A 26,942-nucleotide genomic window follows, 5' to 3' on the forward strand; every position below is an offset into this window, starting at 1 on the left:
CGGGTTCGAACCGATGACCTCAACCTTGGCAAGGTTGCGCTCTACCAACTGAGCTAGTGTCGCATCAACAACGTTTCCGTCGTTCAGGGCTGCGAATTATAAGAGCATTTTTTTGTGATGCAAGTCCTTCTTGCAAAAAAACTAACTTTTTTTTCTGATTGATGAAAAAGCACACAAAAGCACATCAAGAGCAAACGATTCGGTTGATATTCAAGCAATTCTTCTGCTCGGTATTACCTCATTAACTGATTGTTTTTTAAAAGTGACCACGACAATTTAATTTGCAAATGAGAAGTGAGCCAGCAAATAGATTCATAATTAGTATCGAAACTGGTCTAAATGTGTACTTTCCGATATAACAAATTGCTTATTTTTAAGTGGGTTCCCCACTTTGGATTGCAATTGCAAAAGATGGAGCGAGCAATGGCAGTGTCGAGGTCTTATCATTCTGTTTTCCCTATTTTTCTATTTGTCATTTCTCTACTTACCCTTGCTGGCTGTGGTTCAATGCCAAAACCCGTACGCAACTTAGGCAAGACCGATGTCGACTTTGTGATGGATGTGCATGTAAAACAACAGAAAGAACTATTAATGGAGCTAACGCGCAAGCTCTATGTACGTAACCCTGATCAATTAAGAAAAGTCGAAAATATTACGCTTGAAGATCGCATGAGGCAGATTTTTGGGCGACCTGGAGAACTAGAATTGCAACCTCTTGTCTTTGAGGAGCTCGGGGGAAAAACGGGCATCGATGCAATATTGCTCTCTTTCGATGAGTCTTTCCAAGGCGACCGTGTCTTTGCGGCAGTGGTTGGTTTATCTGAAATGCTGCGCCGTTCTTACAATCACCAACAAGAATTTTTCATTCTGGATTCTTTAGATGAGCAAGCACTCTACAACAGCGCCCGTAACATTGAAGTGTTTGTCTGGCGTCTCTACCATAGAGAGAACAGCGATGGTGACCTATTCCTGCTGACTAATCATTTTGGTGATGAGCAAATTGATACCAGTTTTGATCGCATCTTCGCCAAGATGGTGATGGTACAAGACATGATGGCCTATATCGTGGCTGATAAAACCAATCGAAGTATCACCAAAGTCGCCCATGGGGTTGCTCAATTTGTCTTCTTGCCTATCCCTTAACGACAAAAGCCGCAGACTAATCTGCGGCTCGTTTTCATTTCGTTGCCAACTTAGATTTTGAAAATCGTCTGGCGGTAGTATTTTAGCTCTGCAATAGATTCACGAATATCGTCTAATGCAAGATGGCTACCTTGCTTAGTAAAACCATCAAGTACTTCAGGTTTCCAGCGGCGAGTTAATTCTTTAAGCGTACTCACATCTAAATAACGGTAATGGAAGTACTCTTCGAGTTCAGGCATATGCTTGTAAAGAAAACGGCGGTCTTGTCCAATGCTATTACCACAAATTGGAGACTTACCTTTCGCTACCCAATTTTCTAAGAAAGCGACCGTTTGACGAATTGCTTCTTGCTCATCCACATCGCTGTTGCGAACACGTTCCACTAAACCACTGTTGGTATGAGTATTGGTACACCAATCATCCATTTTAGCCAGTTCTTCTTCTGGTTGATGTACCGCCAGTACAGGACCTTCAGCTAAAATATTTAATTCACTATCAGTGACAATGGTGGCGATTTCGATGATTTTATGAGTTTCTGGATCAAGCCCAGTCATCTCAAGATCGACCCAGATTAAGTTTTGATCGCTAAAGGACATAAATCGTTGCCTATTGGTTTTTCGCTAAAAAAGGTACTATAACCAAATTCCGATACCCAAGATAGCAATCTCAAGTATCGAACCTAAGAGAAATAGATTAAGTAGATCATCGTGGCAAAACAGAAAAAGCTAACCAAAGGTCAGGTACGACGCGTTCGTAGTAATCAAAAACGCAAACTCACTAAAGCGGAAAGCATTCAGTGGGATGAATCGATGCTGGGTGGAACCAAAACTGGGCTAGTGATTACCCGCTTTGGTCAACACGCAGACATTGAAGACCATGAAAGTGGTGAAGTTCATCGCTGCAACCTACGTCGCGGTATCGAAACTCTCGTTTCTGGCGACCGTGTAATTTGGCGTGCTGGTCTTGAATCAATGCACGGTATATCAGGTGTCGTTGAAGCCGTTGAACCACGCATCTCGGTCCTCACTCGCCCTGATTACTATGACGGTCTAAAACCTGTAGCCGCGAATATTGGGCAAATGGTGATCGTCTCCTCGGTGTTACCTGAGTTATCTCTCAATATCATTGACCGTTATTTAGTGGCAGCAGAAACCTTGCAGATCCCACCGCTGTTGGTATTGAACAAAATTGACTTACTCGATCAAACTCAACGCGAGCAATATCAACAGTCACTGCGTGACTACGAAAATATTGGCTACAAAGTGCTGCTGGTGAGTAAAGAGTCGGGGGAAGGCATTCCTGAACTTGAAGCCGCATTAGGTGACTGCATCAATATTTTTGTTGGTCAATCTGGTGTTGGCAAATCAAGCCTAGTGAATGCGTTGATGCCTGGTCTTGAAATTGAAGAAGGGCTTGTTTCTGAAAACTCAGGATTAGGTCAACACACCACGACGGCTGCGCGTCTTTATCATATCCCTTCAGGTGGTGATCTAATTGACTCACCAGGAGTGCGTGAGTTTGGCTTATGGCACTTAGAAGGCGAAGAAGTAACAAAAGCGTTTGTTGAATTCAAACCTTACTTAGGCAGTTGCAAGTTCCGTGACTGCAAACACCTTGACGATCCTGGCTGTGTTCTTCGTGAAGCCGTTGAAGAAGGTAAAATAAGCGAAAGTCGTTTTAACAACTACCATCGCATTCTTGAAAGCATGTCTGAGAATAAAGCCAATCGCCAATATTCTCGCAGCAAAAAAGCGGATCTATAGCGCATCAAATTATTTCTAAAATCAGCAAATACTGACATTTGCTGATTTTTTAAGTAACATCTCGCGCCCAAAAGTTTGAAACAGATAATTAACATTGGAATTAGACACAATGGACAAGATTAAAGTTAGGCTGCAGTACTGGATCCCACAGCATGGGCTAACCCGCTTAGTGGGTAAAATTGCTTCAGCCAAAGCTGGCGGTCTAACCACAGCCATCATTCGTTGGTTCATCAAGCAATACAACGTCAATATGGATGAAGCTCTACACTCAGACCCTACTTACTTCAAAACTTTTAATGAATTCTTTGTTCGTGAGTTGAAAGACGGCGCACGCCCTGTAACGGAAGGCGAGAACGTGATTACGCACCCTGCCGATGCGTGCGTTAGCCAGTTCGGTCCAATTCAAGACGGCAAACTGATCCAAGCAAAAGGGCATGATTACACCGCTCTTGAGTTACTTGGTGGCGACAAGCAACTTGCCGAAGAATTTGTTGATGGTGAATTTGCAACCTTGTACCTCTCTCCTCGTGATTACCACCGTGTGCATATGCCTTGTGATGGTACATTACGCCAGATGATCTACGTACCGGGTGATCTGTTTTCTGTAAATCCGCTAACCGCGGAAAATGTGCCTAACCTGTTTGCACGTAATGAACGTGTCGTTTGTATCTTCGATACCGCGTTTGGACCAATGGCACAGGTTCTTGTGGGTGCAACTATTGTGGGTAGCATCGAGCAAGTTTGGGCAGGTACTGTCACACCACCTCGCGGTAATACTGTTCACCGTTGGGACTACCCAGCAGAAGGTGACAAAGCCGTGGTATTGAAGAAAGGCGAAGAGATGGGGCGCTTTAAATTAGGCTCAACGGTTATTAACCTGTTCGCTAAAGACAGCATCCACTTTGATGATTCAATGCTAGCTAGCCAACCAACGGTCATGGGTACTGCATACGCTCACCGTAAGTAGGCACAATAAATTGCTAATGATCCCCGCTTTCCGCGGGGATTTTTTTTGACTCATCGCAAATCTATCGCAACAATTTTTACGTTTTTGCAAAACTATTATCTTAGTCTAGGATACTAATTTGGTTATCTTTTACTCTATCTTTCACTATTGAATTGAAAGGTATTGCCGCCTATGAACCAAATTCATTCCAGCACTATCATTAAGCTCTTGGTCTGTTTTGGGCTACCCATTGCGGTGTTGTTTTTGCCCATAGATTCAATTCCCATTGATGACTTAACCCTTATCCAACATCGCCTACTTGCCATTTTCCTTCTTGCTGCTCTTTTGTGGGTGTTGGAGCCCGTTCCCGTTTTTGCCACTTCGATCCTAATTATTGCCCTAGAGCTGATCATGATTTCAGACAAAGGACTACATCTCTTTAGAAAGCCACCAGCAGGTCATGATCTAGGGGAACTGATCGCTTATACCGACATCTTCAGTGCCTTTTCCTCACCCATTATCATTCTATTCATGGGTGGTTTTGCGCTGGCGATTTCCGCCTCAAAATACGAGTTAGATAACAACCTTGCTCGAGTATTGCTTAAACCTTTCGGCAATCAGCCTAAATTTATCATGCTGGGGCTGATGTTAATCACGGCGGTGTTTTCCATGTTTATGTCCAACACCGCCACCACCGTTATGATGCTCGCTCTATTAGGACCTATCGTCGCTTCAGCACCGAAAGGTGATATGGGCATCAAAGCATTGGTGTTGTGTATTCCTATCGCCGCCAACACCGGTGGTATTGCCACACCAATCGGAACGCCACCCAACGCAATTGCTCTGCAGTACTTAACGGGTGAAAACAGTATCGACTTTCTATCTTGGATGATGATGGGTCTGCCATTTGTGATTGTGCAACTCACCATTGCTTGGTTCTTGCTGCAAAAGCTTTTTCCTTCCCAACAAGAAAAAATGGTGTTGAAGCTTAATGGTAAGTTCCAAAAAAACTGGCGTGCTATCGTGGTCTACGCCACCTTCGCCATCACTATATTGATGTGGATGACAACCAAATTACACGGCATGAATACCTATGTCGTCTCTATCATTCCGCTCGCCGTATTTACCTTGACTGGCATTATGGGCAAAGAAGAACTCAAACAGATCAACTGGGATGTATTGTGGTTAGTTGCCGGTGGTATCGCGATTGGTATTGCCCTCGATAAGACAGGACTCGCCGTTGCCCTAGCGCACGCTATCGATTATGAGTCATTGTCCCCAACGGCAGTCATCATCACAATGTCGATCGTTTGCTGGTTAATGGCAAACTTCATGTCCAATACCGCAACTGCCAACTTACTGATGCCTATTGCCGCAGCGATTGGCGTTTCGATGCAAACTCTCGATATGCAAAACCTGTTGGTCGTAGTCGCTTTTTCTGCTTCCCTCGGTATGATCCTTCCAGTATCAACACCGCCTAACTCACTGGCGTATTCAACTGGACTAATTGAAAGCAAAGACATGGCGAAAACGGGATTGATCATCGGTGTGCTTGGATTGATGATCGTATTCACAGCCAGTTGGTTACTCACTTAATGCTTTCTATTGGAGCTGGCGAGAGGCGTTATTTTTTGTCCTTGCCAGCCCTAACAATTTTCTTACTCAACAAAATAGGGCATATTGTCAGCCTAATTTAGCGCCATAAAGCGCATACACCCTATCTTTTACAAGGATGATGAAACGATGGGCTATGAATGGCTGGCTCTCGCCTCCGCATTGCTGTGGGGTATCTCCAGTATACTCTCCGTCACACCGGCTCGGCACTTAGGCACTTTCGCGTTCAGCCGATGGCGTATGGGGTGTGCCAGCTTAATTCTCGCCTCAATGGCGATTTACACTGGTGGGTGGGCAACGGTAACCCAGCCCGCTATCAGTGCGATGATGCTATCCGGTCTGATTGGTATTTTTATTGGTGATACCGCCCTATTTGCCTGCTTAAATCGCATGGGACCACGTCAAGCTGGTTTACTGTTTTCTTGTCACGCTGTGTTTTCAACCATACTTGGCTACTTCCTGTTTAGCGAACACATGACCGCCTTTGAAATGCTTGGTGCTGGCTTAGTATTTTCCGGTGTCGTATTAGCCATTTCCTTCGGGCGTCGTGGACAATCGAGCAATCAACTGGAGACCATTCAAGGCAAGATTTGGGTTGGTGTTGCGCTGGGGCTAATTGCGGCCTTATGCCAAGCTCTCGGTGGGATCATCGCCAAACCCATTATGCAAACCAATATTGATCCTGTTGCCGCCTCAGCGATGCGGATGATGTCAGCCTTTGCCGCTCATTTTGTGTTACTGCTCACCGGTACCAAAGTCGCTAAAGCCAAGTTCACCATTAACCGACAAATCTGCGCGCTCACCGCTCTCAATGCTTTCCTCGCGATGGCGGTAGGTATGACGCTGATCTTGTACGCCTTACAAGATGGTAATGTCGGCATGGTGGCACTGCTTTCTTCGACGACGCCTATCATGCTATTGCCTATACTGTGGATTTATACCAAGCAGCGTCCAAATCGATACGCATGGTTAGGGGCTGTACTTGCCGTGTGTGGTACGGCGATACTGGTTCAATAGTCACATTCGCGCTATGACAGCTATCAGATTGATTGGTTTTATCGACTTTACTTTGTTTGATTAACATTGAGAATAAGAGTTATTAGCAATGTAAACTTATGGCGAAATTGAGATTTCACTGAAAGATAGCTACACAAAATCGCGAACAATATTTGATCTTAACCTACAGTTCTGGTTAAAAAGTGTAGTAAAATTACGCTAGTTTTGTTTCAAGGTACTTGGGTTACTTCCCAAAACCGACAGTTACTTATATTTGACGAGGTTCAATCTATGTCTGCTAAGAAGCCATTGGCTCTAGTTATTCTTGATGGTTACGGTCACCGTGAAGATACAGCAAATAACGCGATCGCAAATGCTAATACTCCAAACTTAGACAAACTATTTACCAACTACCCAAACACGCTAATCTCTGCTTCTGGCATGGATGTAGGTCTACCAGACGGTCAAATGGGTAACTCTGAAGTTGGTCACACTAACATTGGTGCTGGTCGTATTGTTTACCAAGATCTTACTCGTATCACTAAATCAATTTCTGACGGCGAGTTCGCTACAACACCTGCGATCGTTGAAGCAATCGATGCAGCAGTAAAAGCCGATAAAGCCGTTCACATCATGGGTCTAATGTCACCAGGTGGTGTTCACTCTCACGAAGATCACATCTACGCAGCCATCGAAATGGCAGCAGAACGTGGCGCAGAGAAGATCTACCTACACTGCTTCCTAGATGGTCGTGACACACCACCACGCAGCGCTGAAGGCTCTCTACAACGCTTCCAAGAGCTATTCGCTAAGCTAGGTAAAGGTCGTGTTGCATCTCTAATTGGTCGTTACTACGCAATGGACCGTGACAACAACTGGGATCGTGTTCAAGTTGCTTACGATCTTCTTACTCAAGGCAAAGCTGAATTCACTTACGATTCTGCTGTTGCAGGTCTTGAAGCGGCATACGCTCGTGACGAAAACGATGAATTTGTAAAAGCAACCGCTCTTAAAACGGCAGATCAAGAAGACGCGTTTATCCAAGATGGCGATGCCGTGATCTTTATGAACTACCGTGCTGACCGTGCACGCCAAATCACTCGTACTTTCGTAGAGAATTTCGATGGTTTTGAGCGCGCTGTATTCCCAGCAATTAACTTTGTCATGCTGACTCAATATGCTGCAGATATCCCGCTAGCGATTGCATTCCCACCAGCGTCTTTAGAAAACACCTATGGTGAGTGGCTATCTAAGCAAGGTCAAACTCAACTACGTATCTCTGAAACAGAGAAATACGCACACGTTACTTTCTTCTTCAACGGTGGTGTTGAGAACGAATTTGAGGGTGAAGAGCGTCAGCTAGTCGCGTCTCCTAAAGTAGCCACTTACGATCTACAACCAGAAATGAGCTCTGCTGAGCTGACAGACAAACTTGTTGCTGCTATTAAATCAGGTAAGTTTGATACCATCATCTGTAACTACCCGAACCCAGACATGGTTGGTCACACAGGTGTTTACGAAGCCGCTAAACAAGCAATTGAAGCGATTGATGCGTGCATGGGTCGTGTTATTGATGCGATCAACGAAGTCGATGGTCAAATGCTAGTAACGGCTGACCACGGTAATGCTGAAATGATGGTTGACCCAGAAACTGGTGGTATCCACACTGCACACACGAACCTACCAGTACCTCTAGCATACGTAGGTAGCAAAACTGTTGAGTTTGTTGAAGGCGGTAAACTGTCTGACCTAGCACCAACAATGCTAACGCTAGCAGGTCTAGAAATTCCTGCTGAAATGTCTGGTCAAGTTATCATTAAATAAGCTTGCTACTGACATAAAACGCCCAAGCCTTGCTTGGGCGTTTTTGTATCGACAAGTGCCACCTGATCTCCCTTACTCAGCACTTTCCTAGCAATCACTTCGCCGTTTTACCCCAAGATTTGACTTAGTGCTTTCTTCCTAAGTTTTTCTTTATGTATACTGACACTTAATCAACCGGTTAGGATTACTCGCGCTAATGACGCTTCAAGCAACATCTGGTATTCGCAGAAAAATAACAGCCCTCTTACCACTAGCGGTCTGTTTGGCAGCTCTCGCTTCACCGATCGCTCATGCGGCATCACAGAATGAATTGTCTGGCGTAAAGAGTGAAATCTCACGTCAAAAGCAAAGCCTAACTTCACGTCAAAAACAACTCGATAACTTACAAAAATCGTTAAAAAGCCAAGAGCTTGGCATTAACAAAATCGAGCGTGAAATTAAGCAAACCAAAGCCTCTTTGAAGCAGACGAATAACAATATCGCCTCTCTAGATAGCAAGATTGAAAAGCTTGAAGTACAGAAAAAAGCACAAAGCGAGAAACTTATTCAGCTACTGCAGACCTACTATGTCACTCAGCGTGCCAAGTCGTCAGCCAATATTCTCACACAGGGCGTAGAAGAAGACCGAATCAGTCAATACTTTCAACACCTTGCCAAGCAACGGGCAGAGACCATTGCGGACCTAGAGAAAACCGTCACCGATTTAGAGCAGAGTGAGCAACAACTCAACCTTGAAAAACAGCAGATCACCAAGCTATTACAACAACAAACCAATAAAAAAGCGCAACTCAGTAAAACCCAGTCGCAAAGAAAAGGCACGGTAAACAAGATCAAGAAAAACATCTCGAGCGATAAAGTTTACCTGTCTGAATTACAACGCAATGAAGCACGCCTCAAAGCAGAAATTGCCAAAATCGCTAAACGAAATTCGGTTCCGATGGATGGCTTAGCAAGACAAAAAGGTAAACTGCCGTGGCCAATTAAAGGCAAAGTGCTCAATAGCTATGGATCACGCCAAACTGGCCAAATAAACTGGAAAGGTATGGTGATCAACGCTAACTATGGGCAATCTATCAAAGCGGTATACTCTGGTACGGTCGTCTTTGCTGATTATCTGCGTGGGTATGGCTTGGTGGTACTTCTTGATCACGGTAAAGGTGATATGACCTTATATGGTTTTAACCAAAGCCTATTGAAAAAAGAAGGTGATAAAGTCGCGGCGGGAGAATCCATTGCATTAGCGGGCGATACTGGTGGGCAAACTCAGCCTTCACTCTACTTTGAGATTCGACGTAACAGTAAAACACAAGATCCTAAATCTTGGTTAAGACGATAGAAATCACAAGGGCGCCAATAAGCGCCCTTTTTTATGCTCATCAATTAGAAAAATCTATGTGGAGGAAGCGGTCACTTGATAATAATCGGACACGCTCTGAATCAGCAGTTCAAGGCTTGCTTTAGGTAAATGATTGATGCCACCAGCCGCTTCGCGCCCACCACCACTTGCAAACTGGCTACACAACTCTCCCGCCCCTTGTTTATTAGTCAAAGGTGCACGCAATGAAACGGTATAATCCTGCTGACTATTAAGCGTTAAAACCAAATGCGCATGATTTGGGGCTTGATTAGCAAGCCAGTTACCATACACGCCACTGACTCTTCTTGATGAAGACGTATCAGGCAAAATAAACACTGACAACTGGCTATCTTGATAACTTGCGACAAGCGATTGCGCGAGTGTCATATCGACTGCGTAAGCCTCTTTGAGGATGTAATATGGAGAGTGCTTGTCAGCAATAACAGCAAATGGATCATCATAGGCCAAAAGCTTCTGAAACAATTCTGCTGGGTGAAAATGCAAATCTTCCACATCCTCTCCATAGCCGTTGTAATTGATCAATGTACCGAGCTCTTGTAGTTGTGCGGCTTGCTGCTGGCTTAAACCCGCCTGCAACGCTAACGTATCAGCCTTAGACAATAAGTTATCGCCATACGCTGCGGTGATCGCCCAAAGATGAAAGCGGCGCTGTAAAAGGGCATCAACAATTAATGCGGTGCAGGTTTCCGCATCCAAATCGATATGAGCATTAAGATTGGCGTGAGAAGGAATATCACCGGCTTTATGATGATCAACATAAAAAACGTCAGCCCCCGCCTGCAAAGCGTTCGCTAAACCTTGCTGATTAGAAGACATCGAAATATCCAATACCGTCAAGCTATCTTGACTATTGAGGTTTAGAGAATCAAGCAATTGAATATCTCGTTTTACCCCAGTCACCAATTGCGCGCTCTTGGGCTCCGCCAGTCTTAGTTGTAGCAAAGCAATGATGCCATCCGCATCACCATTAAAAACGTCATAGTGCATAACATTACTCAAATCATAAGCTTAATTGTAATGTATCGCTGAAATTGGCAATAAACAAAGAGCGAAAGGTTATAAACCCTCGCCTTCAATTATATTGGAGGAAAACAAACGGTGGATTAGGCGTGCATCGCTTTAACACCTTCTTCGAGCAATTGCAGTTGCTCCAATCCGGTTTCGGTTGCTCTTGGTTTCACCACGGAAATCATTTGCAGCATGCCTTGATGAATACTTTCTTCGGTGATCTGTGTCTTCGGTGACATCGCAGACTGATAACCTAACCAGCTGGTCGCAATAAGGTGCAAGGTTCTCACTTGCGATTTCAATTCTTCACCCGTGAAATCCAGTAACCCCAAAGAGACAAATCCCCCCATGATATTGATCAGGTTCGTTTGTAGCTTCTCTTGCACAGCAATGTACTCTTCGTGAAGCTGTTCATCACGCTGAAGAATTTCCGGCAAATTGGCGTAGAAGAAACGATACTTCCACATCAAGGTAAAAATTGAATTTAAATACCGCTTGAGCAGCACTAAGCTTTCTTGCTGATCCAAGATTGGCGTGAAACGCTCCAAAAGTTCATTTGAATAGAGCGCAAATATCTCACGGACAATTTCTTGTTTATTACGGAAGTGATAATAGAGATTACCAGGGCTGATTTCGATGTGCGCCGCGATGTGATTGGTCGTGATATTCCTTTCACCATGCTCATTAAACAATTCTAGAGCAGCCAGAACAATTTTATCGCGCGTCTTCATTTTTGGCGTTTTCCTTTCAACGATTCAAGTACAGTATATGCGTTAGTGTACCCAATAACAAAAAGCGCCTGGTCTTATCAGGCGCTTTATGCTTCTAGAACAGCTTACTTGTGATACGGTTTAGATAACTCGTGTACCGCTTCAACAAAGACACCTGCGTTCTCTGGTGGAACATCAAGGTGAATGCCGTGACCTAGGTTAAATACGTGACCTGTACCTGCATCACCAAAACCTTCAAGGATAGAAGCGACTTCTTCACGAATACGCTCTGGTCCTGCATAAAGCATTGATGGATCCATGTTACCTTGTAGAGCCACTTTGTCACCAATACGAGCTTTCGCATCGGCAATATTAATCGTCCAATCTAGACCCACAGCATCACAGCCTGTTGCTGCAATTTGCTCTAGCCACATGCCACCATTTTTCGTAAATAGTGTCACTGGAACACGGCGACCTTCGTTTTCACGAATCAGACCGTCGACAATCTTGTGCATGTACTGCAATGAAAACAGGTTATAATCACGTGGGGTTAATACACCACCCCAAGTGTCAAATACCATCACAGATTGTGCACCTGCTTTGATCTGTGCGTTTAGGTATTCAATCACGCTGTCTGCCAGCTTATCTAGCAACAAGTGCAGTGTTTGTGGCTCGGCATACATCATTTTTTTGATTTTGGTGAAAGCTTTAGAGCTGCTACCTTCAACCATATAGGTTGCTAGCGTCCAAGGGCTACCAGAAAAACCAATCAGCGGAACTTCACCTTTTAGATCTTTGCGGATCTGACGGACTGCATTCATAACATATTGCAGTTCGCCTTCAGGATCTGGCAGACCAATTTTTTCGACATCAGCTTTGCATCTGATTGGATTATCAAACACCGGACCTTCGCCTGTTTCAAAGCGTAGACCAAGTCCCATTGCATCTGGGATTGTCAAAATATCAGAGAATAAAATAGCCGCATCCAACGGGAAACGACGCAGTGGTTGAAGTGTCACTTCTGAGGCTAGCTCCGCATTACGACACAGTGACATAAAGTCACCCGCTTCTGCGCGAGTCGCTTTGTATTCAGGTAGGTAACGACCTGCTTGGCGCATCATCCATACTGGTGTGTAATCTACTGGCTGTTTTAAAAGCGCACGTAGATAACGATCATTTTTTAATTCTGTCATTATGCTTTTCCAATCTTAGGCCTTATTGTAACGAGAATATTCTAACACTGTTTTGTTCGCAAAAGCCGCACGCTTTGCAACCTGGATCAAGTAATTAACTTTTTATTGGATGGTTAATTTGCACCCCACCCTCAACAGTGATAAAAATTGCAACGCTAGCGAAAACTACAATAATTAACTGAGTATTCGATACTCGGTATCTCATAACGACATCTTACTTACCCCCTCCCTCTCGGAGGGTTTTTTTTGTCTATTTTTCAGTAAGATGTACTTTTTATATCAGCCAATGTTTGATTAATCAACGCTCGTGCGATCGTCCCTTCCGGTGCAACAGGAGGCATTTCATGCAGTGAAAACCACTGTGCATCACTCAGCTCACTATAATCTGGTTTAACGTTACCTGATTGGTAATCGGCTAGAAAACCCATCATCATACTTGATGGAAAGGCCCAAGGCTGGCTGCCGAAATAACGAATATTGGTAACATCAATACCCGTTTCTTCTTTCACTTCACGCGCCACACACTGCTCAAGCGTTTCACCGACCTCTAAAAAACCGGCGATAACGGTATACATACCATTACGATGACGTGGATGTTGCGCCAGTAGAATTTGGTCTCGTTTACGCACGGCGACAATAATGCATGGGAATATCCTTGGATAGTGCAAGGTACGACACTCTCCACACTGCATCGCCAGCTGATTATGATTGAGATGATTGCGTCCGCCACAAATCGGACAAAAACGCATACTTTGTGCCATATGTCCGTACTGTATGGCTTTACTGATCAGAAGAAACAGCGCTTCAGGGAATGCTAGGCACTCGCGCAATGAAGTTAACGGTAGATTAAGTTCAACGTCTTGTTCGTTTACCCACATGACTGGTAAATTTTGATAGTGACCGACACAGATGGCTTTTTCACTGCTAAAGCCAAATTCTTGAGCACTACCTAACGGTAATTCACCGTCTACTAGCCAAATATCACTACCAGATACGACACACCAATAAGCTTTATGCTGCTGGTCAAACTCACCCTTCTCGATCATTACCGTCCCTCTATGCTTGCAGTTCGACCATTTTACTGGCAATCTAATTTCATACCAGAGTTGTATCTACTCACTTTATTGATTACATCACTGGTCAGGACAAATAGGTTGTTAATCTATCATCGCTTTGCTTAGCAAAGCCTAATAATCACCGGAGTGTGATTAGATCATGAGGGCATGGTCATGCTAAAAAAATTCCAACAAACACAGGAAGAGTGGGGTGGCTCAAGTGAAGTCATTGACCATTGGTTAGAGACTCGACAGTCACTGATCGTTGAGTACTGTAAGCTTGCCGCACTTCAACCTGCTAGTCAGAAAAGCACCCTTTCTTCGCTTCCGACACCTCTCGAACTGCAGAATTTCTGCCAGCACCTTGTTGATTATATTTCTGAAGGACACTTTAAGATTTACGACATGGTGATGGATCAATGGCGCTCAACCGGCTTTGAAGCGACCGATGACATCAATGCTGCATACGCAAAAATCGTTTTAACGACGGATCCTTTGCTTAACTTTACCGATATATACGCAGATGTAAGCAAAGAGGACACGCTCAATAATTTTGAGCAAGACCTGTCGAGTGTAGGTGAAATTTTAGAGGTTCGATTCGAAGTAGAAGACCACTTAATTCAGCTAATTGCAGATAGCTTAGCCGTGCCTCCGGGGGCATAAACCAAGGTTTACACTTACTCGTAAAGGTAAACAAACTTTAGAGTCTCGAGGCTAGCCATTGTGCTGGCCTTTTTTGATCGCAAAATCTATTTAGCGATAAATAACAGACAACAAAAAAGGCACCCTAAGGTGCCTTTTTTCTTAAGCTATTGCTCGTCGAGAAGATTAATCTTCTGAAGAGAAGCCAGCGTTTAGAAGTGCTGCTAGGTTATCCGTTGCTTGTTCAGCAGATGGACCTTCTTGCTCTTCAGCGCGCTTAGCTTGACGCTCTTGGTGGTATGCGAAACCTGTACCCGCTGGGATCAGACGACCCACGATTACGTTTTCTTTCAGACCACGTAGCTCATCACGCTTACCAGAAACCGCAGCTTCTGTTAGTACGCGAGTTGTCTCCTGGAACGATGCCGCAGAGATGAACGACTCAGTTGCTAGAGATGCTTTAGTGATACCTAGAAGATCACGTTCAAAACGTGCAGGCTCTTTGCCTTCAGCTTCTAGATTACGGTTAGCAATCTTAACACTGTGGTATTCAACTTGCTCGCCAGGTAGGAACTCAGAGTCACCCGCATGTGTAATAGTACACTTACGTAGCATTTGACGAACGATAGTCTCAATGTGCTTATCGTTAATCTTAACGCCTTGTAGACGGTAAACTTCTTGTACTTCGTTAGCGATGTACTGAGTTACTGCGTGGATACCACGTAGACGTAGAATGTCATGTGGAGTCTCTGGACCATCAGCAATAACATCACCACGTTCCACTTTCTCGCCTTCGAACACGTTCAATTGGCGATGCTTAGGAATCATCTCTTCGTAAACTTCACCGCTGTCGCGAGTGATCACTAGACGACGCTTACCTTTCGTTTCTTTACCGAAGCTCACAGTACCTGTGTGCTCAGCAAGGATCGCAGGCTCTTTAGGCTTACGAGCTTCGAATAGGTCTGCTACGCGTGGTAGACCACCGGTGATATCTTTGTTTCCGCTCGATTTTTGAGGGATACGAGATAGTGTGTCACCAATGCCAACTTCCGCGCCATCTTCGATGTTAACGATCGCTTTACCAGGTAGGAAGTAGTGAGCTGGCATATCAGTACCAGGGATCATTACGTCGTTACCTTGCTCATCTACAAGTTTGATAGCTGGACGCATATCTTTACCTGCAGCTGGGCGAGCAGCCGGATCAGTTACTTCGCTTGAAGATAGACCTGTTAGGTCATCTGTTTGACGAGAAACTGTTACACCGTCGATCATGTCAACGAATTGGATGCGACCTGCCACTTCAGTGATGATTGGCATAGTGTGCGCTTCCCAGTTTGCTACTGTTTCACCAGCAGTAACTGTATCGTTGTCCGCTTTGCTTAGCATCGAACCGTATGGAAGTTTGTGTTTCTCTTTCGTACGACCGAACTCATCAATGATGGTCATTTCAGATGCACGAGAAGTGATCACAAGCTTGCCAGCTTTGTTGATTACAAACTTAGCGTTGTGAAGCTTAACAGAACCTGTGTTCTTCGCTTGGATGCTGTTCTCTGCTGCTGCAGTAGATGCCGCACCACCGATGTGGAACGTACGCATCGTTAGCTGTGTACCTGGTTCACCGATAGACTGAGCAGCGATAACACCAACTGCTTCACCTTGGTTCACTAGGTGACCACGTGCTAGGTCACGACCGTAACACTGTGCACAACAACCGAAGTCAGAGTCACAAGTAACAACAGAGCGTACGCGCATGCTGTCTACTGAGTTCTCTTCCATGATCTGACACCACTTCTCATCAATTAGAGTATTACGTGGGATCAGAACTTCTTCAGAACCTGGTTTAAGAACGTCTTCAGCAACTACACGACCTAGAGCCAGTTCAGCCAGTGGAACTTTAACGTCACCACCTTCGATGTGAGGCATCATGTCGACACCTTCAACTGTGCCACAGTCATGTTCAGTAACTACAACGTCTTGCGCTACGTCTACTAGACGACGAGTTAGGTAACCCGAGTTCGCTGTTTTCAGTGCCGTATCCGCCAGACCCTTACGAGCACCGTGCGTTGAGATAAAGTACTGAAGGACGTTTAGACCTTCTTTAAAGTTCGCAGTGATCGGCGTTTCGATGATCGAACCATCTGGACGAGCCATCAGACCACGCATACCAGCAAGCTGACGAATCTGAGCTGCAGAACCACGTGCGCCCGAGTCGGCCATCATGTAGATACTGTTGAACGATTCTTGTTGCTCTTCTTCACCGTCACGGTTAGTTACGGTTTCGTAAGACAAGTTTTCCATCATAGCTTTCGCTACGCGGTCGTTCGTTGATGCCCAGATATCGATTACTTTGTTGTATCGCTCACCCGCAGTTACAAGACCAGATTGGTACTGTTCTTGAATTTCGCGAACTTCTTCTTCTGCTGCAGAAATCTCAGTGTACTTAGCTGCAGGAACAACCATGTCGTTGATACCAACAGATACGCCAGATAGTGCTGCATAAGCAAAACCGGTGTACATGATTTGGTCAGCAAAGATTACTGTGTCTTTCAGACCTAGCTTACGGTAACACTCGTTAAGTAGGTTAGAGATTTGCTTCTTACCTAGTTTTTGGTTAACGATGCTGTACGGTAGGCCTGATGGTACGATTTGCCACAACATTGCACGACCGATAGTTGTATCAACCATCTTCGTTTCAGTTGTGCTGTTACCATCTTCATCTACAACAGTTTCAGTAATACGTACTTTAACGCGTGCGTGTAGTTCAGCGTTCTTAGTGCGGTATGCCTTCTCAGCCTCTTCAGGGCCAGCAAGGTACATGCCTTCACCTTTCACGTTGATCTTGTCACGTGTCATGTAGTACAGACCCAATACAACGTCCTGAGAAGGTACGATGATCGGATCACCTGATGCTGGCGACAGAATGTTGTTCGTCGACATCATCAGAGTACGAGCTTCAAGCTGTGCTTCTAGAGTTAGAGGCACGTGAACCGCCATTTGGTCACCATCGAAGTCGGCGTTGTATGCCGCACACACTAGTGGGTGTAGCTGAATCGCTTTACCTTCGATTAGTACTGGTTCGAACGCCTGGATACCAAGACGGTGAAGTGTTGGTGCACGGTTCAATAGTACTGGGTGTTCACGGATCACTTCGTCTAGGATATCCCAAACTACCGCTTCTTCGCGCTCTACCATTTTCTTAGCAGCTTTGATTGTAGTCGCAAGACCACGAGTCTCTAGCTTGCTGTAGATAAACGGTTTGAATAGCTCTAGTGCCATCTTCTTAGGAAGACCACACTGGTGTAGACGAAGGTATGGACCTACTGTGATAACAGAACGGCCAGAGTAGTCTACACGTTTACCTAGAAGGTTCTGACGGAAACGACCTTGTTTACCCTTGATCATATCAGCAAGAGATTTCAGAGGACGTTTGTTCGAACCTGTGATCGCACGACCACGACGACCGTTATCTAGTAGCGCATCAACAGACTCTTGCAGCATACGTTTTTCGTTACGTACGATGATGTCCGGAGCAGCTAGCTCTAGAAGACGCTTCAAACGGTTGTTACGGTTGATCACACGACGGTATAGGTCGTTCAGATCTGAAGTCGCAAAGCGACCGCCATCTAGTGGTACTAGAGGACGTAGATCTGGCGGAAGAACTGGAAGTACAGTTAGGATCATCCATTCAGGGTTGTTACCTGAAGTAATGAACGCTTCAACCAGTTTCAAACGCTTAGTTAGCTTCTTACGCTTAGTTTCAGAGTTAGTAGTGTCTAGCTCTTCGCGCATCTGCTCTGCTTCAGCGTGCATATCCATAGAACCTAGAAGGTCCTTGATAGCTTCTGCACCCATCTTAGCAGTGAACTCGTCGCCCCACTCTTCTAGACGATCCAGATACTCTTCTTCAGTAAGCATCTGAGATTTTTCTAGATCAGTCATACCTGGTTCAGTTACTACGTACATTTCGAAGTAAAGAACACGTTCGATATCACGTAGAGGGATATCCATCAGTAGACCGATGCGAGACGGTAGTGATTTTAGGAACCAGATGTGAGCAACTGGTGAAGCTAGCTCGATGTGGCCCATACGGTCACGACGAACTTTAGTTTGTGTAACTTCAACGCCACACTTCTCACAGATTACACCACGGTGCTTCAGGCGCTTGTATTTACCACAAAGACATTCGTAGTCTTTTACTGGGCCAAAAATACGCGCACAGAACAAACCATCACGTTCAGGTTTGAACGTACGGTAGTTAATCGTTTCAGGTTTTTTAACTTCACCAAAAGACCATGAACGGATCATGTCTGGTGAAGACAGACCGATTTTGATTGCATCAAATTCTTCGGTCTTATGCTGCGCTTTTAGAAAGTTTAATAAGTCTTTCACAATCAGCTCCTGTAAGGAGTTAAAAGGAGCTCACCCGCAAAAGTGAGCACCTTCTACCTAATAATCGCTTTAACTTCCCTGAGCCTTGGCTCAGGGAATAAGAGATTACTCTTCGTCTTCTAGCTCGATGTTGATACCTAGCGAGCGAATCTCTTTCAACAATACGTTGAACGATTCTGGCATGCCAGGTTCCATGCTGTGGTTACCGTCTACGATGTTTTTGTACATCTTAGTACGGCCGTTAACGTCATCTGACTTAACGGTTAGCATTTCTTGAAGCGTGTAAGCAGCACCGTATGCTTCTAGTGCCCATACTTCCATCTCACCGAAACGCTGACCACCGAACTGAGCTTTACCACCAAGTGGTTGCTGAGTTACTAGGCTGTACGAACCAGTAGAACGAGCGTGCATCTTGTCATCAACAAGGTGGTTTAGTTTCAGCATGTACATGTAACCGACAGTTACAGGACGCTCAAACGCATCACCTGTGCGACCATCAAACAACGTTAGCTGACCAGATGTTGGTAGGTCTGCTAGCTCTAGAAGAGCTTTGATTGATGATTCTGGTGCACCATCAAATACTGGAGTTGCGATTGGTAGACCACCACGTAGGTTGCCAATCAATGTACGAACTTCAGCATCAGATAGAGAAGCAATGTCTACTGTCTGACGAGTTTCGCCTAGGTCGTAAACTTTTTGCAGGAACTCACGGAATTTCGCTAGTTCTTTCTGCTCTTTCACCATCTTGTTGATCTTGTCACCAATACCTTTCGCCGCCAGACCTAAGTGTACTTCTAGGATCTGACCGATGTTCATACGCGAAGGTACACCCAGTGGGTTCAGTACGATATCAACTGGCTGACCAGTTTCATCGTATGGCATGTCTTCAACAGGGTTGATCTTAGAGATTACACCCTTGTTACCGTGACGACCCGCCATTTTATCACCAGGCTGGATGCGACGTTTAACCGCAAGGTAAACCTTAACGATCTTCAGTACGCCAGGTGCTAGATCATCACCTTGTGTGATCTTACGACGCTTAGTTTCAAACTTCTTATCGAAGTCTGCACGTAGCTCGTCATACTGCTCTGCTAGTTGCTCAAGCTGAGTCTGTAGAGCATCATCTTCAAGCGTTAGCTCTAGCCACTTCTTACGATCAGTCGTGTCTAGTTTCGCTTCAGAGTAACCACCGTCGATCAATACAGCGCGAACACGGTTTAGAAGACCACCTTCAAGAATTTGGAACTCTTCAGTAAGGTCTTTCTTCGCTTCTTTCAACTGCATCTGTTCAATTTCAAGCGCACGCTTGTCTTTCTCTACGCCATCGCGAGTGAAAACTTGAACATCGATGATAGTACCTGAAACTGAGTTTGGTACGCGTAGAGACGTATCTTTAACGTCTGACGCTTTCTCACCGAAGATTGCACGTAGTAGCTTCTCTTCAGGAGTTAGCTGAGTTTCACCTTTAGGCGTTACTTTACCTACAAGGATGTCACCGCCTTTCACTTCCGCACCGATGTAAACGATACCTGACTCGTCTAGTTTAGACAGAGCAGATTCACCTACGTTTGGAATGTCAGCTGTGATCTCTTCAGCACCAAGCTTAGTATCACGCGCCACACAAGATAGTTCTTGAATGTGGATTGTCGTGAAACGGTCTTCTTGAACTACGCGCTCAGATACTAAGATCGAGTCTTCGAAGTTGTAACCATTCCAAGGCATGAACGCGATACGCATGTTCTGACCAAGTGCTAGTTCACCAAGGTCTGTTGAAGGACCATCAGCTAGAACGTCGCCGCGAGCAACCGGTTCGCCAGGCATTACACATGGGCGTTGGTTGATACACGTGTTTTGGTTAGAACGAGTGTATTTTGTTAGGTTGTAGATATCGATGCCGGCTTCGCCAGGAATCAACTCTTCTTCGTTCACTTTAATTACGATACGAGAAGCATCTACAGACTGAACCATACCACCGCGTTTCGCTACAGCTGTTACGCCAGAGTCAACTGCGATGTTACGTTCAATACCAGTACCAACTAGCGGCTTATCAGCACGTAGAGTTGGAACTGCCTGACGTTGCATGTTCGCACCCATCAATGCACGGTTCGCATCATCGTGTTCTAGGAACGGGATAAGCGATGCTGCAATCGATACTACCTGGTTCGTTGCAACGTCCATGTATTGAGCGTGTTCACGAGGGTGCAGACCTGATTCACCTTTTTGACGAGCTGTGATCAGCTCATCTGCAAATGTGCCATCTTCGTTAAGCTTAGTGTTCGCCTGAGCGATAACGAATTGACCTTCTTCAATTGCAGAAAGGTAATCAACTTCATCTGTTACTACGCCATCTAGAACGCGACGGTAAGGAGTTTCTAGGAAACCGTAACCGTTACAACGTGCAAACGCAGACAGTGAGTTAATCAGACCGATGTTCGGACCTTCTGGCGTTTCGATCGGACATAGACGACCGTAGTGAGTTACGTGAACGTCACGTACTTCAAAGCCAGCGCGTTCACGAGTAAGACCGCCAGGACCCAATGCAGAAATACGACGCTTGTGCGTTACTTCTGATAACGGGTTGTTTTGGTCCATAAACTGTGAAAGCTGTGAAGAGCCAAAGAATTCTTTAACCGCTGCTGAAATAGGCTTAGCGTTGATTAGATCTTGAGGCATGATTGCATCAAGGTCACCAAGGCTTAGGCGCTCTTTCACTGCACGTTCAACACGTACAAGACCAACACGGAATTGGTTCTCTGCCATTTCACCAACAGAACGGATACGACGGTTACCTAGGTGGTCGATATCATCGACTTCACCAATACCGTTACGGATCGCGATCAGCTTCTTCATCACTTCGATGATATCTAGCTCGTCAAGCGTACCTTGCTCTTCTGCGTCAGTACGACCAATTGAGCTGTTGAACTTCATACGGCCAACAGTTGATAGGTCGTAGCGCTCCTCAGAGAAGAATAGGCTTTCGAATAGAGATTCAGCTGCTTCTTTCGTTGGTGGCTCGCCAGGGCGCATCATGCGGTAGATTTCTACCAATGCAGAAATACGATCAACAGTGCTGTCGACACGTAGTGTTTCTGACATGAATGGGCCGTGGTCTAGATCGTTCGTAAATAGAACTTCTAGAGCTTTGTGACCAGCTTGAGATAGATTTGCTAGTGCTTCCAAGCTGATTTCTTGGTTTGCGCCAACAATGATCTCGCCAGTCGCTTCATTGATGTAATCTTTCGCTGCAACTTTACCAACGATGTACTCTACTGGTACTTCGATGTGGTCAACGCCATCTTTTTCAAGTTGACGAATATGACGTGCAGTCACGCGACGACCTTGTTCAATGTAAACTTTGCCGTTCGCTTCAACATCAAATGACGCAGTTTCACCGCGTAGACGCTCAGGAACCAACTCCATCATTAGAGTTTGATCTTTCACTTGGAAGTTAACTTTCTCGAAGAATAGATCTAGAACTTCTTCGGTAGTCTTACCAAGTGCGCGCAAGATGATTGATGCAGGCAGTTTACGACGACGGTCGATACGTACGTACAAGTTATCCTTAGGATCGAACTCAAAGTCTAACCATGAGCCACGGTAAGGAATAACACGTGCGTTATATAGAACTTTACCTGATGAGTGGGTCTTACCCTTATCGCTGTCGAAGAACACGCCTGGGCTTCTATGCAGCTGGGATACGATAACCCTCTCGGTACCATTAATTACGAAGGTACCATTGTCTGTCATAAGCGGAATTTCGCCCATGTAGACTTCTTGTTCTTTAATGTCTTTTACAGTACCTGCTGGCGCGTCTCTATCAAAAATAACTAGGCGTAGTTTAACGCGTAGTGGTTTTGAATAAGTAACACCGCGAATTTGACATTCTTTAACATCAAAAACTGGCTCACCAAGACGGTAGCTAACGTATTGCAGCTCGGAATTGCCGTTATAGCTCTGAATTGGAAAAACAGAACGGAAAGCAGCCTCAAGACCGTATTGCCCCTCAGGATCCTGTTCGATAAATTTTTCGAACGAATCGAGCTGGATCGATAGCAGGTATGGAATGTCCAAAACTTGTGGACGAGTACCAAAGTCCTTACGGATGCGCTTTTTCTCGGTATAAGAGTAAACCATGGGGTTCCTCAGCTCGCTGATAAGTGACCCAAACTGTCCGCCTTTCATCAGCTAGATGGGGAGGGACAGTGACTAACAACTGTTTACTGTAGTGACATGCTATCCTTGATTGGATGCCATGTTTTTTGCTCAGATAAAGGTGCTTAAACAGCGGGAAAATTCACCTATACCCTACAGCGCAAAAAGGCCGGTGGTCATTAAACCACCAGCCATAGCCTGTCGGCTAAGAAATTAAGTAATAATTACTTAACTTCAACAACAGCGCCAACTTCTTCTAGCTGAGCTTTAAGTGCTTCAGCTTCAGCTTTGTCAACACCTTCTTTAAGTGCTGCAGGAGCGCCGTCTACTAGAGCTTTAGCTTCTTTAAGACCTAGGCCAGTCGCGCCGCGTACAGCTTTGATAACTTGTACTTTGTTCGCGCCAGCAGAAGCTAGGATTACGTCGAATTCAGTTTGCTCAGCAGCAGCTTCAGTAGCAGCACCACCAGCAACTACAGCAGCAGCTGCAGATACACCGAATTTCTCTTCCATTGCTTCGATTAGTTCAACAACTTGCATCACAGACATTTCTGCGATTGCGTCTAGGATTTGCTCGTTAGTAATAGACATAACAATTCTCTTTTAAGTCAACAATAAGTTTATTTAGCAACCAGTAAAAAGCAAGGCTTATGCCGCAGCTTCTTCTTTTTGATCGCGGATAGCAGCGATAGTACGAGCCAGCTTGCCAGCAGAAGCTTCTTTCATGCACATCATTAGGCGTGCAATTGCTTCGTCGTAAGTTGGTAGTGTCGCTAGTAGTTCAGCGTCAGTTAGAGCGCCTTCAAATGCAGCAGCTTTGATCTCGAAATCTTTGTTCTCTTTAGCGAAGTCTTTGAAAAGACGCGCTGCAGCACCTGGGTGCTCATTAGAGAAACCGATCAGAGTAGGACCAGTGAAAGTGTCAGTTAGACACTCGTACTGAGTACCTTCAACCGCGCGACGTGCTAGAGTGTTACGAACAACTCGTAGGTAAACGCCAGCTTCACGAGCTTGTTTACGTAGAGTAGTCATTTCACCAACGGCAACACCGCGAGAATCAGCTACAACTGCAGAAAGTGCACCACTGGCAGCTTCGTTGACTTCAGCAACAATTGCTTTTTTGTCTAGAAGGTTTAAAGCCATTTGGATTTACTCCTGGTTGTTATTACACCACTCACTATTATCACAACAGTGAGAGCTATTTAGGTGCTTCCCAGAAGAAAGGTAACTATTTGCATAGAGCTTTCTGTCAGTTCGGGCACCATCTACGTAGGATGATTAAGTCAATCTTTATAAATAAAGTCCGACACCTACGGTCTTGGACGGAGACTGGGTTATAATTCTAGCCAAACTCCGAAGAGTTTAGCGAACCAAAGTTCAGCCCCAACCACAAATATTAGGCGCGGAATTATACACTAATTTCGCGCCTAATCAAATCAATTAAGCTTGAGTGTTCAGGCTAGCCTGTTCAACTGCAACGCCAGCACCCATCGTAGTAGAGATGGTTACTTTCTTCAGGAAAGTACCTTTCGCTGAAGATGGCTTAGCTTTCTTAAGAGCAACTAGAAGTGCTTCTAGGTTCTCTTGCAATTGGTCAGCACCGAAAGATACTTTACCAATTGTTGTGTGAATGATGCCATTCTTGTCGTTACGGTAACGAACCTGACCAGCTTTAGCGTTCTTAACCGCTTCAGCAACGTTAGGAGTTACAGTACCAACTTTAGGGTTTGGCATAAGACCACGAGGACCTAGGATTGTACCTAGTTGACCAACAACGCGCATTGCATCTGGAGAAGCAACAACTACGTCGAAGTTCATTTCGCCCTTCTTAACTAGCTCAGCTAGGTCTTCCATACCCACTAGGTCAGCGCCAGCTTCTTTAGCAGCTTCAGCGTTTGCACCTTGAGTGAATACAGCAACGCGGATATCACGACCAGTACCGTGTGGTAGTACAGTTGCACCACGTACGTTTTGGTCAGATTTACGAGCGTCGATACCTAGGTTAACAGCTACGTCAACAGACTCTACGAATTTAGCAGTTGCTAGTTCTTTAAGAAGAGCAACAGCTTCGTTGATTTCGTACTCTTTAGTTACGTCAACTTTTTCGCGGATTACGCGCATGCGCTTAGTAAGTTTTGCCATGATCTTAACCCTCTACCACTAGGCCCATTGAACGAGCAGTACCCGCAATAGAACGTTTCATCGCTTCAAGATCAGCACCAGTCATATCAGCAGCTTTAGTTTCTGCGATTTCTTGGATTTGAGCTTCAGTAACAGTACCCACTTTTTCAGTGTTTGGACGACCTGAACCAGACTTGATACCAGCTGCCTTCAGAAGAAGAGTTGCAGCAGGAGGAGTCTTAGTGATGAACGTGAAAGAACGGTCATTGTATACAGTGATTACTACTGGAGTAGGCATGCCTTTCTCAAGAGATTCTGTTTTCGCGTTAAACGCTTTACAGAATTCCATGATGTTCACACCGTGTTGACCTAGAGCAGGACCAACTGGTGGACTTGGGTTCGCAGCGCCAGCAGCAACTTGTAGCTTGATATAAGCTTCAACTTTCTTAGCCATGATAATTCCTAATTTTGGGTTCTAACGCTAATCAACTGATCAGCTCCCCGGTTATTCAAAACTTTCTACTTCAGTAAGAAGTAAAAAGGCGCGAAATTATAGTCATAATTCGCGCCTTAAACAAGCCTTCGCAAGCTGTTTTTTTAATCAAATTTTTCAACTTGACCAAATTCAAGCTCAACAGGTGTTGCACGACCAAAGATCGATACAGACACTTTCACGCGGCTCTTCTCATAATCCACTTCTTCAACAGTACCGTTGAAGTCTGCGAATGGTCCGTCAGTAACACGCACAACTTCACCCGCTTCGTACATAGTACGTGGACGAGGAGCTTCACTTGCTTTTTCAAGACGGTTAAGAATCGCGTCAGCTTCCTTATCAGTGATAGGAGCTGGACGGTCAGAGGTACCACCAATGAAGCCCATGACACGCGGAACGCTGCGCACTAAGTGCCATGATTCATCGTTCATGATCATCTGAACTAGGACGTAACCTGGGAAGAACTTACGCTCTGACTTACGACGTTGTCCAGCGCGAATTTCCACTACTTCTTCAGTAGGGACTAGTACTTCACCGAATAGCTCTTCCATAGCATGCATTTTGATATGCTCACGTAGAGACTGAGCCACACGCCCTTCAAATCCAGAAAAGGCTTGAACTACATACCAGCGTTTTTTAGGAGCTTCACTCATGTATATAAACCCTCTATACCCCAGTCACTAGAGCAACCAAACGAACCATAATGCCGTCGATACCCCATAGTGCTAGAGCCATTACAATACTTACAGCTAAAACGATCAAAGTCGTTTGTAAAGTTTCTTGACGCGTTGGCCAAACCACTTTACGTACTTCCATGCGAGATTCTTTCGCAAATGAGATCGCAGCTTTACCCTTAGTTGTTGTAGCAGCAACACCAAGTGCCGCAGCGATTAGTACAACAACACCTGCAGCGCGAATCACTACAGACATATCACCATACAGGTAATTACCCACAACAGCGGCAGTTAGCAGAACAAAAGTAGTTACCCACTTAAAGATATCTGCGCCATTTGAGCTCTCAGGAGTTTCAGCATTATTTGCTTTCATAAAACCAACCTGTCACAAGTCTTAATATAGACGACAACAACCCCGCTGTTGCAGGGCAAATCCATGAAACGGCAATTTAAATCAATTGACGCACGCTTTTTTTTGACCAAGAAGTATATCCTCATCAAAAAAATTCCTGCTTAATGTCTGTTTGAACAAGAATTCAGCAAACATTTTTTTTAGTGCAGAAAAAGGGCATCAAATGATGCCCTTTTTGCTACTGGTTCGTCAAATCTTATTGAAAAGATTTTCAGACATCTTCGGCAATTCTTAAAAAGAATTAAGCGAAGATTTTAGCAACAACACCAGCACCTACAGTACGGCCACCTTCACGGATAGCGAAACGTAGGCCTTCATCCATTGCGATTGGAGCGATTAGCTCAACAACCATTTGGATGTTGTCACCAGGCATTACCATTTCTACGCCTTCTGGTAGAGAGATATCACCAGTTACGTCAGTTGTACGGAA

The 26,942-nt window shown here is 45.0% G+C and carries 22 protein-coding genes; 8 read left to right on the forward strand and 14 right to left on the reverse strand.

What is annotated here, in order from left to right:
- Positions 1–423: 423 nt before the first annotated feature.
- Positions 424–1,143: a hypothetical protein gene (locus H2O73_RS19335; protein WP_182110567.1), complete on the forward strand. Its 720-nt coding sequence runs from the start codon at positions 424–426 to the stop codon at positions 1,141–1,143.
- A gap of 50 nt (positions 1,144–1,193) precedes the next feature.
- Here H2O73_RS19335 and orn read toward each other — a convergent pair whose 3' ends face one another.
- A complete protein-coding gene (orn, locus tag H2O73_RS19340) occupies positions 1,194–1,739 on the reverse strand; it encodes an oligoribonuclease (RefSeq protein WP_182110568.1) in 546 nt (181 codons plus the stop codon).
- Positions 1,740–1,850: 111 nt separating this feature from the next.
- Between orn and rsgA the strand changes: the two genes are divergently transcribed.
- The 6 genes from rsgA (at position 1,851) to H2O73_RS19370 (ending at position 9,622) form a co-directional block, all read left to right on the forward strand.
- Complete coding sequence (gene rsgA, locus H2O73_RS19345) at positions 1,851–2,906, forward strand: small ribosomal subunit biogenesis GTPase RsgA (protein ID WP_182110569.1); 1,056 nt, start codon at positions 1,851–1,853, stop codon at positions 2,904–2,906.
- A gap of 109 nt (positions 2,907–3,015) precedes the next feature.
- Positions 3,016–3,873, forward strand: a complete 858-nt coding sequence (gene asd, locus H2O73_RS19350) for an archaetidylserine decarboxylase (RefSeq protein ID WP_182110570.1) — start codon at positions 3,016–3,018, stop codon at positions 3,871–3,873.
- A 171-nt stretch (positions 3,874–4,044) separates the two neighbouring features.
- Complete coding sequence (locus H2O73_RS19355; protein ID WP_182110571.1) at positions 4,045–5,448, forward strand: SLC13 family permease; 1,404 nt, start codon at positions 4,045–4,047, stop codon at positions 5,446–5,448.
- A gap of 147 nt (positions 5,449–5,595) precedes the next feature.
- The gene (locus tag H2O73_RS19360; RefSeq protein WP_182110572.1) at positions 5,596–6,483 is read left to right on the forward strand and encodes a DMT family transporter; all 888 of its coding nucleotides are present in this window, start codon (positions 5,596–5,598) and stop codon (positions 6,481–6,483) included.
- A 270-nt stretch (positions 6,484–6,753) separates the two neighbouring features.
- On the forward strand, positions 6,754–8,286 hold the full coding sequence (gene gpmM, locus H2O73_RS19365) for a 2,3-bisphosphoglycerate-independent phosphoglycerate mutase (protein ID WP_182110573.1): 1,533 nt from the start codon (positions 6,754–6,756) through the stop codon (positions 8,284–8,286).
- A gap of 196 nt (positions 8,287–8,482) precedes the next feature.
- Positions 8,483–9,622 (forward strand): murein hydrolase activator EnvC family protein, encoded by a 1,140-nt coding sequence (locus tag H2O73_RS19370; RefSeq protein WP_182110574.1) that lies wholly within the window; start codon positions 8,483–8,485, stop codon positions 9,620–9,622.
- A 54-nt stretch (positions 9,623–9,676) separates the two neighbouring features.
- Here H2O73_RS19370 and H2O73_RS19375 read toward each other — a convergent pair whose 3' ends face one another.
- The 4 genes from H2O73_RS19375 to nudC all read right to left on the reverse strand — a co-directional run bounded on the left by H2O73_RS19375 (position 9,677) and on the right by nudC (position 13,621).
- Entirely contained in the window at positions 9,677–10,651 is a 975-nt protein-coding gene (locus tag H2O73_RS19375; RefSeq protein ID WP_182110575.1) for a DHH family phosphoesterase, read from the reverse strand.
- Between the two features lie 116 nt (positions 10,652–10,767).
- Positions 10,768–11,403, reverse strand: coding sequence for a TetR/AcrR family transcriptional regulator (locus tag H2O73_RS19380; RefSeq protein WP_182110576.1), 636 nt, complete (start codon positions 11,401–11,403; stop codon positions 10,768–10,770).
- 104 nt (positions 11,404–11,507) lie between these two features.
- Complete coding sequence (hemE, locus tag H2O73_RS19385) at positions 11,508–12,575, reverse strand: uroporphyrinogen decarboxylase (RefSeq protein ID WP_182110577.1); 1,068 nt, start codon at positions 12,573–12,575, stop codon at positions 11,508–11,510.
- A 257-nt stretch (positions 12,576–12,832) separates the two neighbouring features.
- Positions 12,833–13,621, reverse strand: a complete 789-nt coding sequence (gene nudC, locus H2O73_RS19390; protein ID WP_182110578.1) for an NAD(+) diphosphatase — start codon at positions 13,619–13,621, stop codon at positions 12,833–12,835.
- Between the two features lie 177 nt (positions 13,622–13,798).
- On the opposite strand from nudC, the gene rsd reads away from it, so the two are divergent.
- Positions 13,799–14,293, forward strand: a complete 495-nt coding sequence (rsd, locus tag H2O73_RS19395; protein ID WP_182110579.1) for a sigma D regulator — start codon at positions 13,799–13,801, stop codon at positions 14,291–14,293.
- A 165-nt stretch (positions 14,294–14,458) separates the two neighbouring features.
- On the opposite strand, the gene rpoC is transcribed toward rsd, so the two are convergent.
- The 9 genes from rpoC to H2O73_RS19440 all read right to left on the reverse strand — a co-directional run.
- On the reverse strand, positions 14,459–18,661 hold the full coding sequence (rpoC, locus tag H2O73_RS19400; protein ID WP_182110580.1) for a DNA-directed RNA polymerase subunit beta': 4,203 nt from the start codon (positions 18,659–18,661) through the stop codon (positions 14,459–14,461).
- 105 nt (positions 18,662–18,766) lie between these two features.
- The gene (rpoB, locus tag H2O73_RS19405) at positions 18,767–22,795 is read right to left on the reverse strand and encodes a DNA-directed RNA polymerase subunit beta (RefSeq protein ID WP_182110581.1); all 4,029 of its coding nucleotides are present in this window, start codon (positions 22,793–22,795) and stop codon (positions 18,767–18,769) included.
- Positions 22,796–23,037: 242 nt separating this feature from the next.
- Positions 23,038–23,403, reverse strand: a complete 366-nt coding sequence (gene rplL / locus H2O73_RS19410) for a 50S ribosomal protein L7/L12 (RefSeq protein ID WP_182110582.1) — start codon at positions 23,401–23,403, stop codon at positions 23,038–23,040.
- A gap of 57 nt (positions 23,404–23,460) precedes the next feature.
- The gene (gene rplJ / locus H2O73_RS19415) at positions 23,461–23,955 is read right to left on the reverse strand and encodes a 50S ribosomal protein L10 (RefSeq protein ID WP_182110583.1); all 495 of its coding nucleotides are present in this window, start codon (positions 23,953–23,955) and stop codon (positions 23,461–23,463) included.
- Between the two features lie 297 nt (positions 23,956–24,252).
- Positions 24,253–24,954: a 50S ribosomal protein L1 gene (gene rplA / locus H2O73_RS19420; protein WP_182110584.1), complete on the reverse strand. Its 702-nt coding sequence runs from the start codon at positions 24,952–24,954 to the stop codon at positions 24,253–24,255.
- Positions 24,955–24,958: 4 nt separating this feature from the next.
- Entirely contained in the window at positions 24,959–25,387 is a 429-nt protein-coding gene (gene rplK / locus H2O73_RS19425) for a 50S ribosomal protein L11 (protein ID WP_182110585.1), read from the reverse strand.
- 143 nt (positions 25,388–25,530) lie between these two features.
- A complete protein-coding gene (nusG, locus tag H2O73_RS19430) occupies positions 25,531–26,079 on the reverse strand; it encodes a transcription termination/antitermination protein NusG (RefSeq protein WP_182110586.1) in 549 nt (182 codons plus the stop codon).
- A 13-nt stretch (positions 26,080–26,092) separates the two neighbouring features.
- Positions 26,093–26,473, reverse strand: a complete 381-nt coding sequence (gene secE, locus H2O73_RS19435; RefSeq protein WP_182110587.1) for a preprotein translocase subunit SecE — start codon at positions 26,471–26,473, stop codon at positions 26,093–26,095.
- Positions 26,474–26,753: 280 nt separating this feature from the next.
- Positions 26,754–26,942: EF-Tu C-terminal domain-related protein (locus H2O73_RS19440; RefSeq protein ID WP_497997501.1), on the reverse strand; the 189-nt coding region annotated here is incomplete at its 5' end.

The sequence above is a fragment of the Vibrio marinisediminis genome (genome assembly GCF_014050145.1).
In the GTDB taxonomy this organism is placed as follows: domain Bacteria; phylum Pseudomonadota; class Gammaproteobacteria; order Enterobacterales; family Vibrionaceae; genus Vibrio; species Vibrio marinisediminis.

Coding starts and splice junctions, on each gene's coding strand:
- rsd (WP_182110579.1), top strand. CDS start 13,799: ATGGTCATGCTAAAAAAATTCCAACAAACACAGGAAGAGTGGGGTGGC.
- H2O73_RS19375 (WP_182110575.1), bottom strand. CDS start 10,651: ATGCACTATGACGTTTTTAATGGTGATGCGGATGGCATCATTGCTTTG.
- asd (WP_182110570.1), top strand. CDS start 3,016: ATGGACAAGATTAAAGTTAGGCTGCAGTACTGGATCCCACAGCATGGG.
- H2O73_RS19370 (WP_182110574.1), top strand. CDS start 8,483: ATGACGCTTCAAGCAACATCTGGTATTCGCAGAAAAATAACAGCCCTC.
- H2O73_RS19380 (WP_182110576.1), bottom strand. CDS start 11,403: ATGAAGACGCGCGATAAAATTGTTCTGGCTGCTCTAGAATTGTTTAAT.
- rpoB (WP_182110581.1), bottom strand. CDS start 22,795: ATGGTTTACTCTTATACCGAGAAAAAGCGCATCCGTAAGGACTTTGGT.
- H2O73_RS19360 (WP_182110572.1), top strand. CDS start 5,596: ATGGGCTATGAATGGCTGGCTCTCGCCTCCGCATTGCTGTGGGGTATC.
- gpmM (WP_182110573.1), top strand. CDS start 6,754: ATGTCTGCTAAGAAGCCATTGGCTCTAGTTATTCTTGATGGTTACGGT.
- rplK (WP_182110585.1), bottom strand. CDS start 25,387: ATGGCTAAGAAAGTTGAAGCTTATATCAAGCTACAAGTTGCTGCTGGC.
- secE (WP_182110587.1), bottom strand. CDS start 26,473: ATGAAAGCAAATAATGCTGAAACTCCTGAGAGCTCAAATGGCGCAGAT.
- rplJ (WP_182110583.1), bottom strand. CDS start 23,955: ATGGCTTTAAACCTTCTAGACAAAAAAGCAATTGTTGCTGAAGTCAAC.
- rplL (WP_182110582.1), bottom strand. CDS start 23,403: ATGTCTATTACTAACGAGCAAATCCTAGACGCAATCGCAGAAATGTCT.
- nusG (WP_182110586.1), bottom strand. CDS start 26,079: ATGAGTGAAGCTCCTAAAAAACGCTGGTATGTAGTTCAAGCCTTTTCT.
- nudC (WP_182110578.1), bottom strand. CDS start 13,621: ATGATCGAGAAGGGTGAGTTTGACCAGCAGCATAAAGCTTATTGGTGT.
- H2O73_RS19355 (WP_182110571.1), top strand. CDS start 4,045: ATGAACCAAATTCATTCCAGCACTATCATTAAGCTCTTGGTCTGTTTT.
- H2O73_RS19335 (WP_182110567.1), top strand. CDS start 424: ATGGCAGTGTCGAGGTCTTATCATTCTGTTTTCCCTATTTTTCTATTT.
- rplA (WP_182110584.1), bottom strand. CDS start 24,954: ATGGCAAAACTTACTAAGCGCATGCGCGTAATCCGCGAAAAAGTTGAC.
- orn (WP_182110568.1), bottom strand. CDS start 1,739: ATGTCCTTTAGCGATCAAAACTTAATCTGGGTCGATCTTGAGATGACT.
- hemE (WP_182110577.1), bottom strand. CDS start 12,575: ATGACAGAATTAAAAAATGATCGTTATCTACGTGCGCTTTTAAAACAG.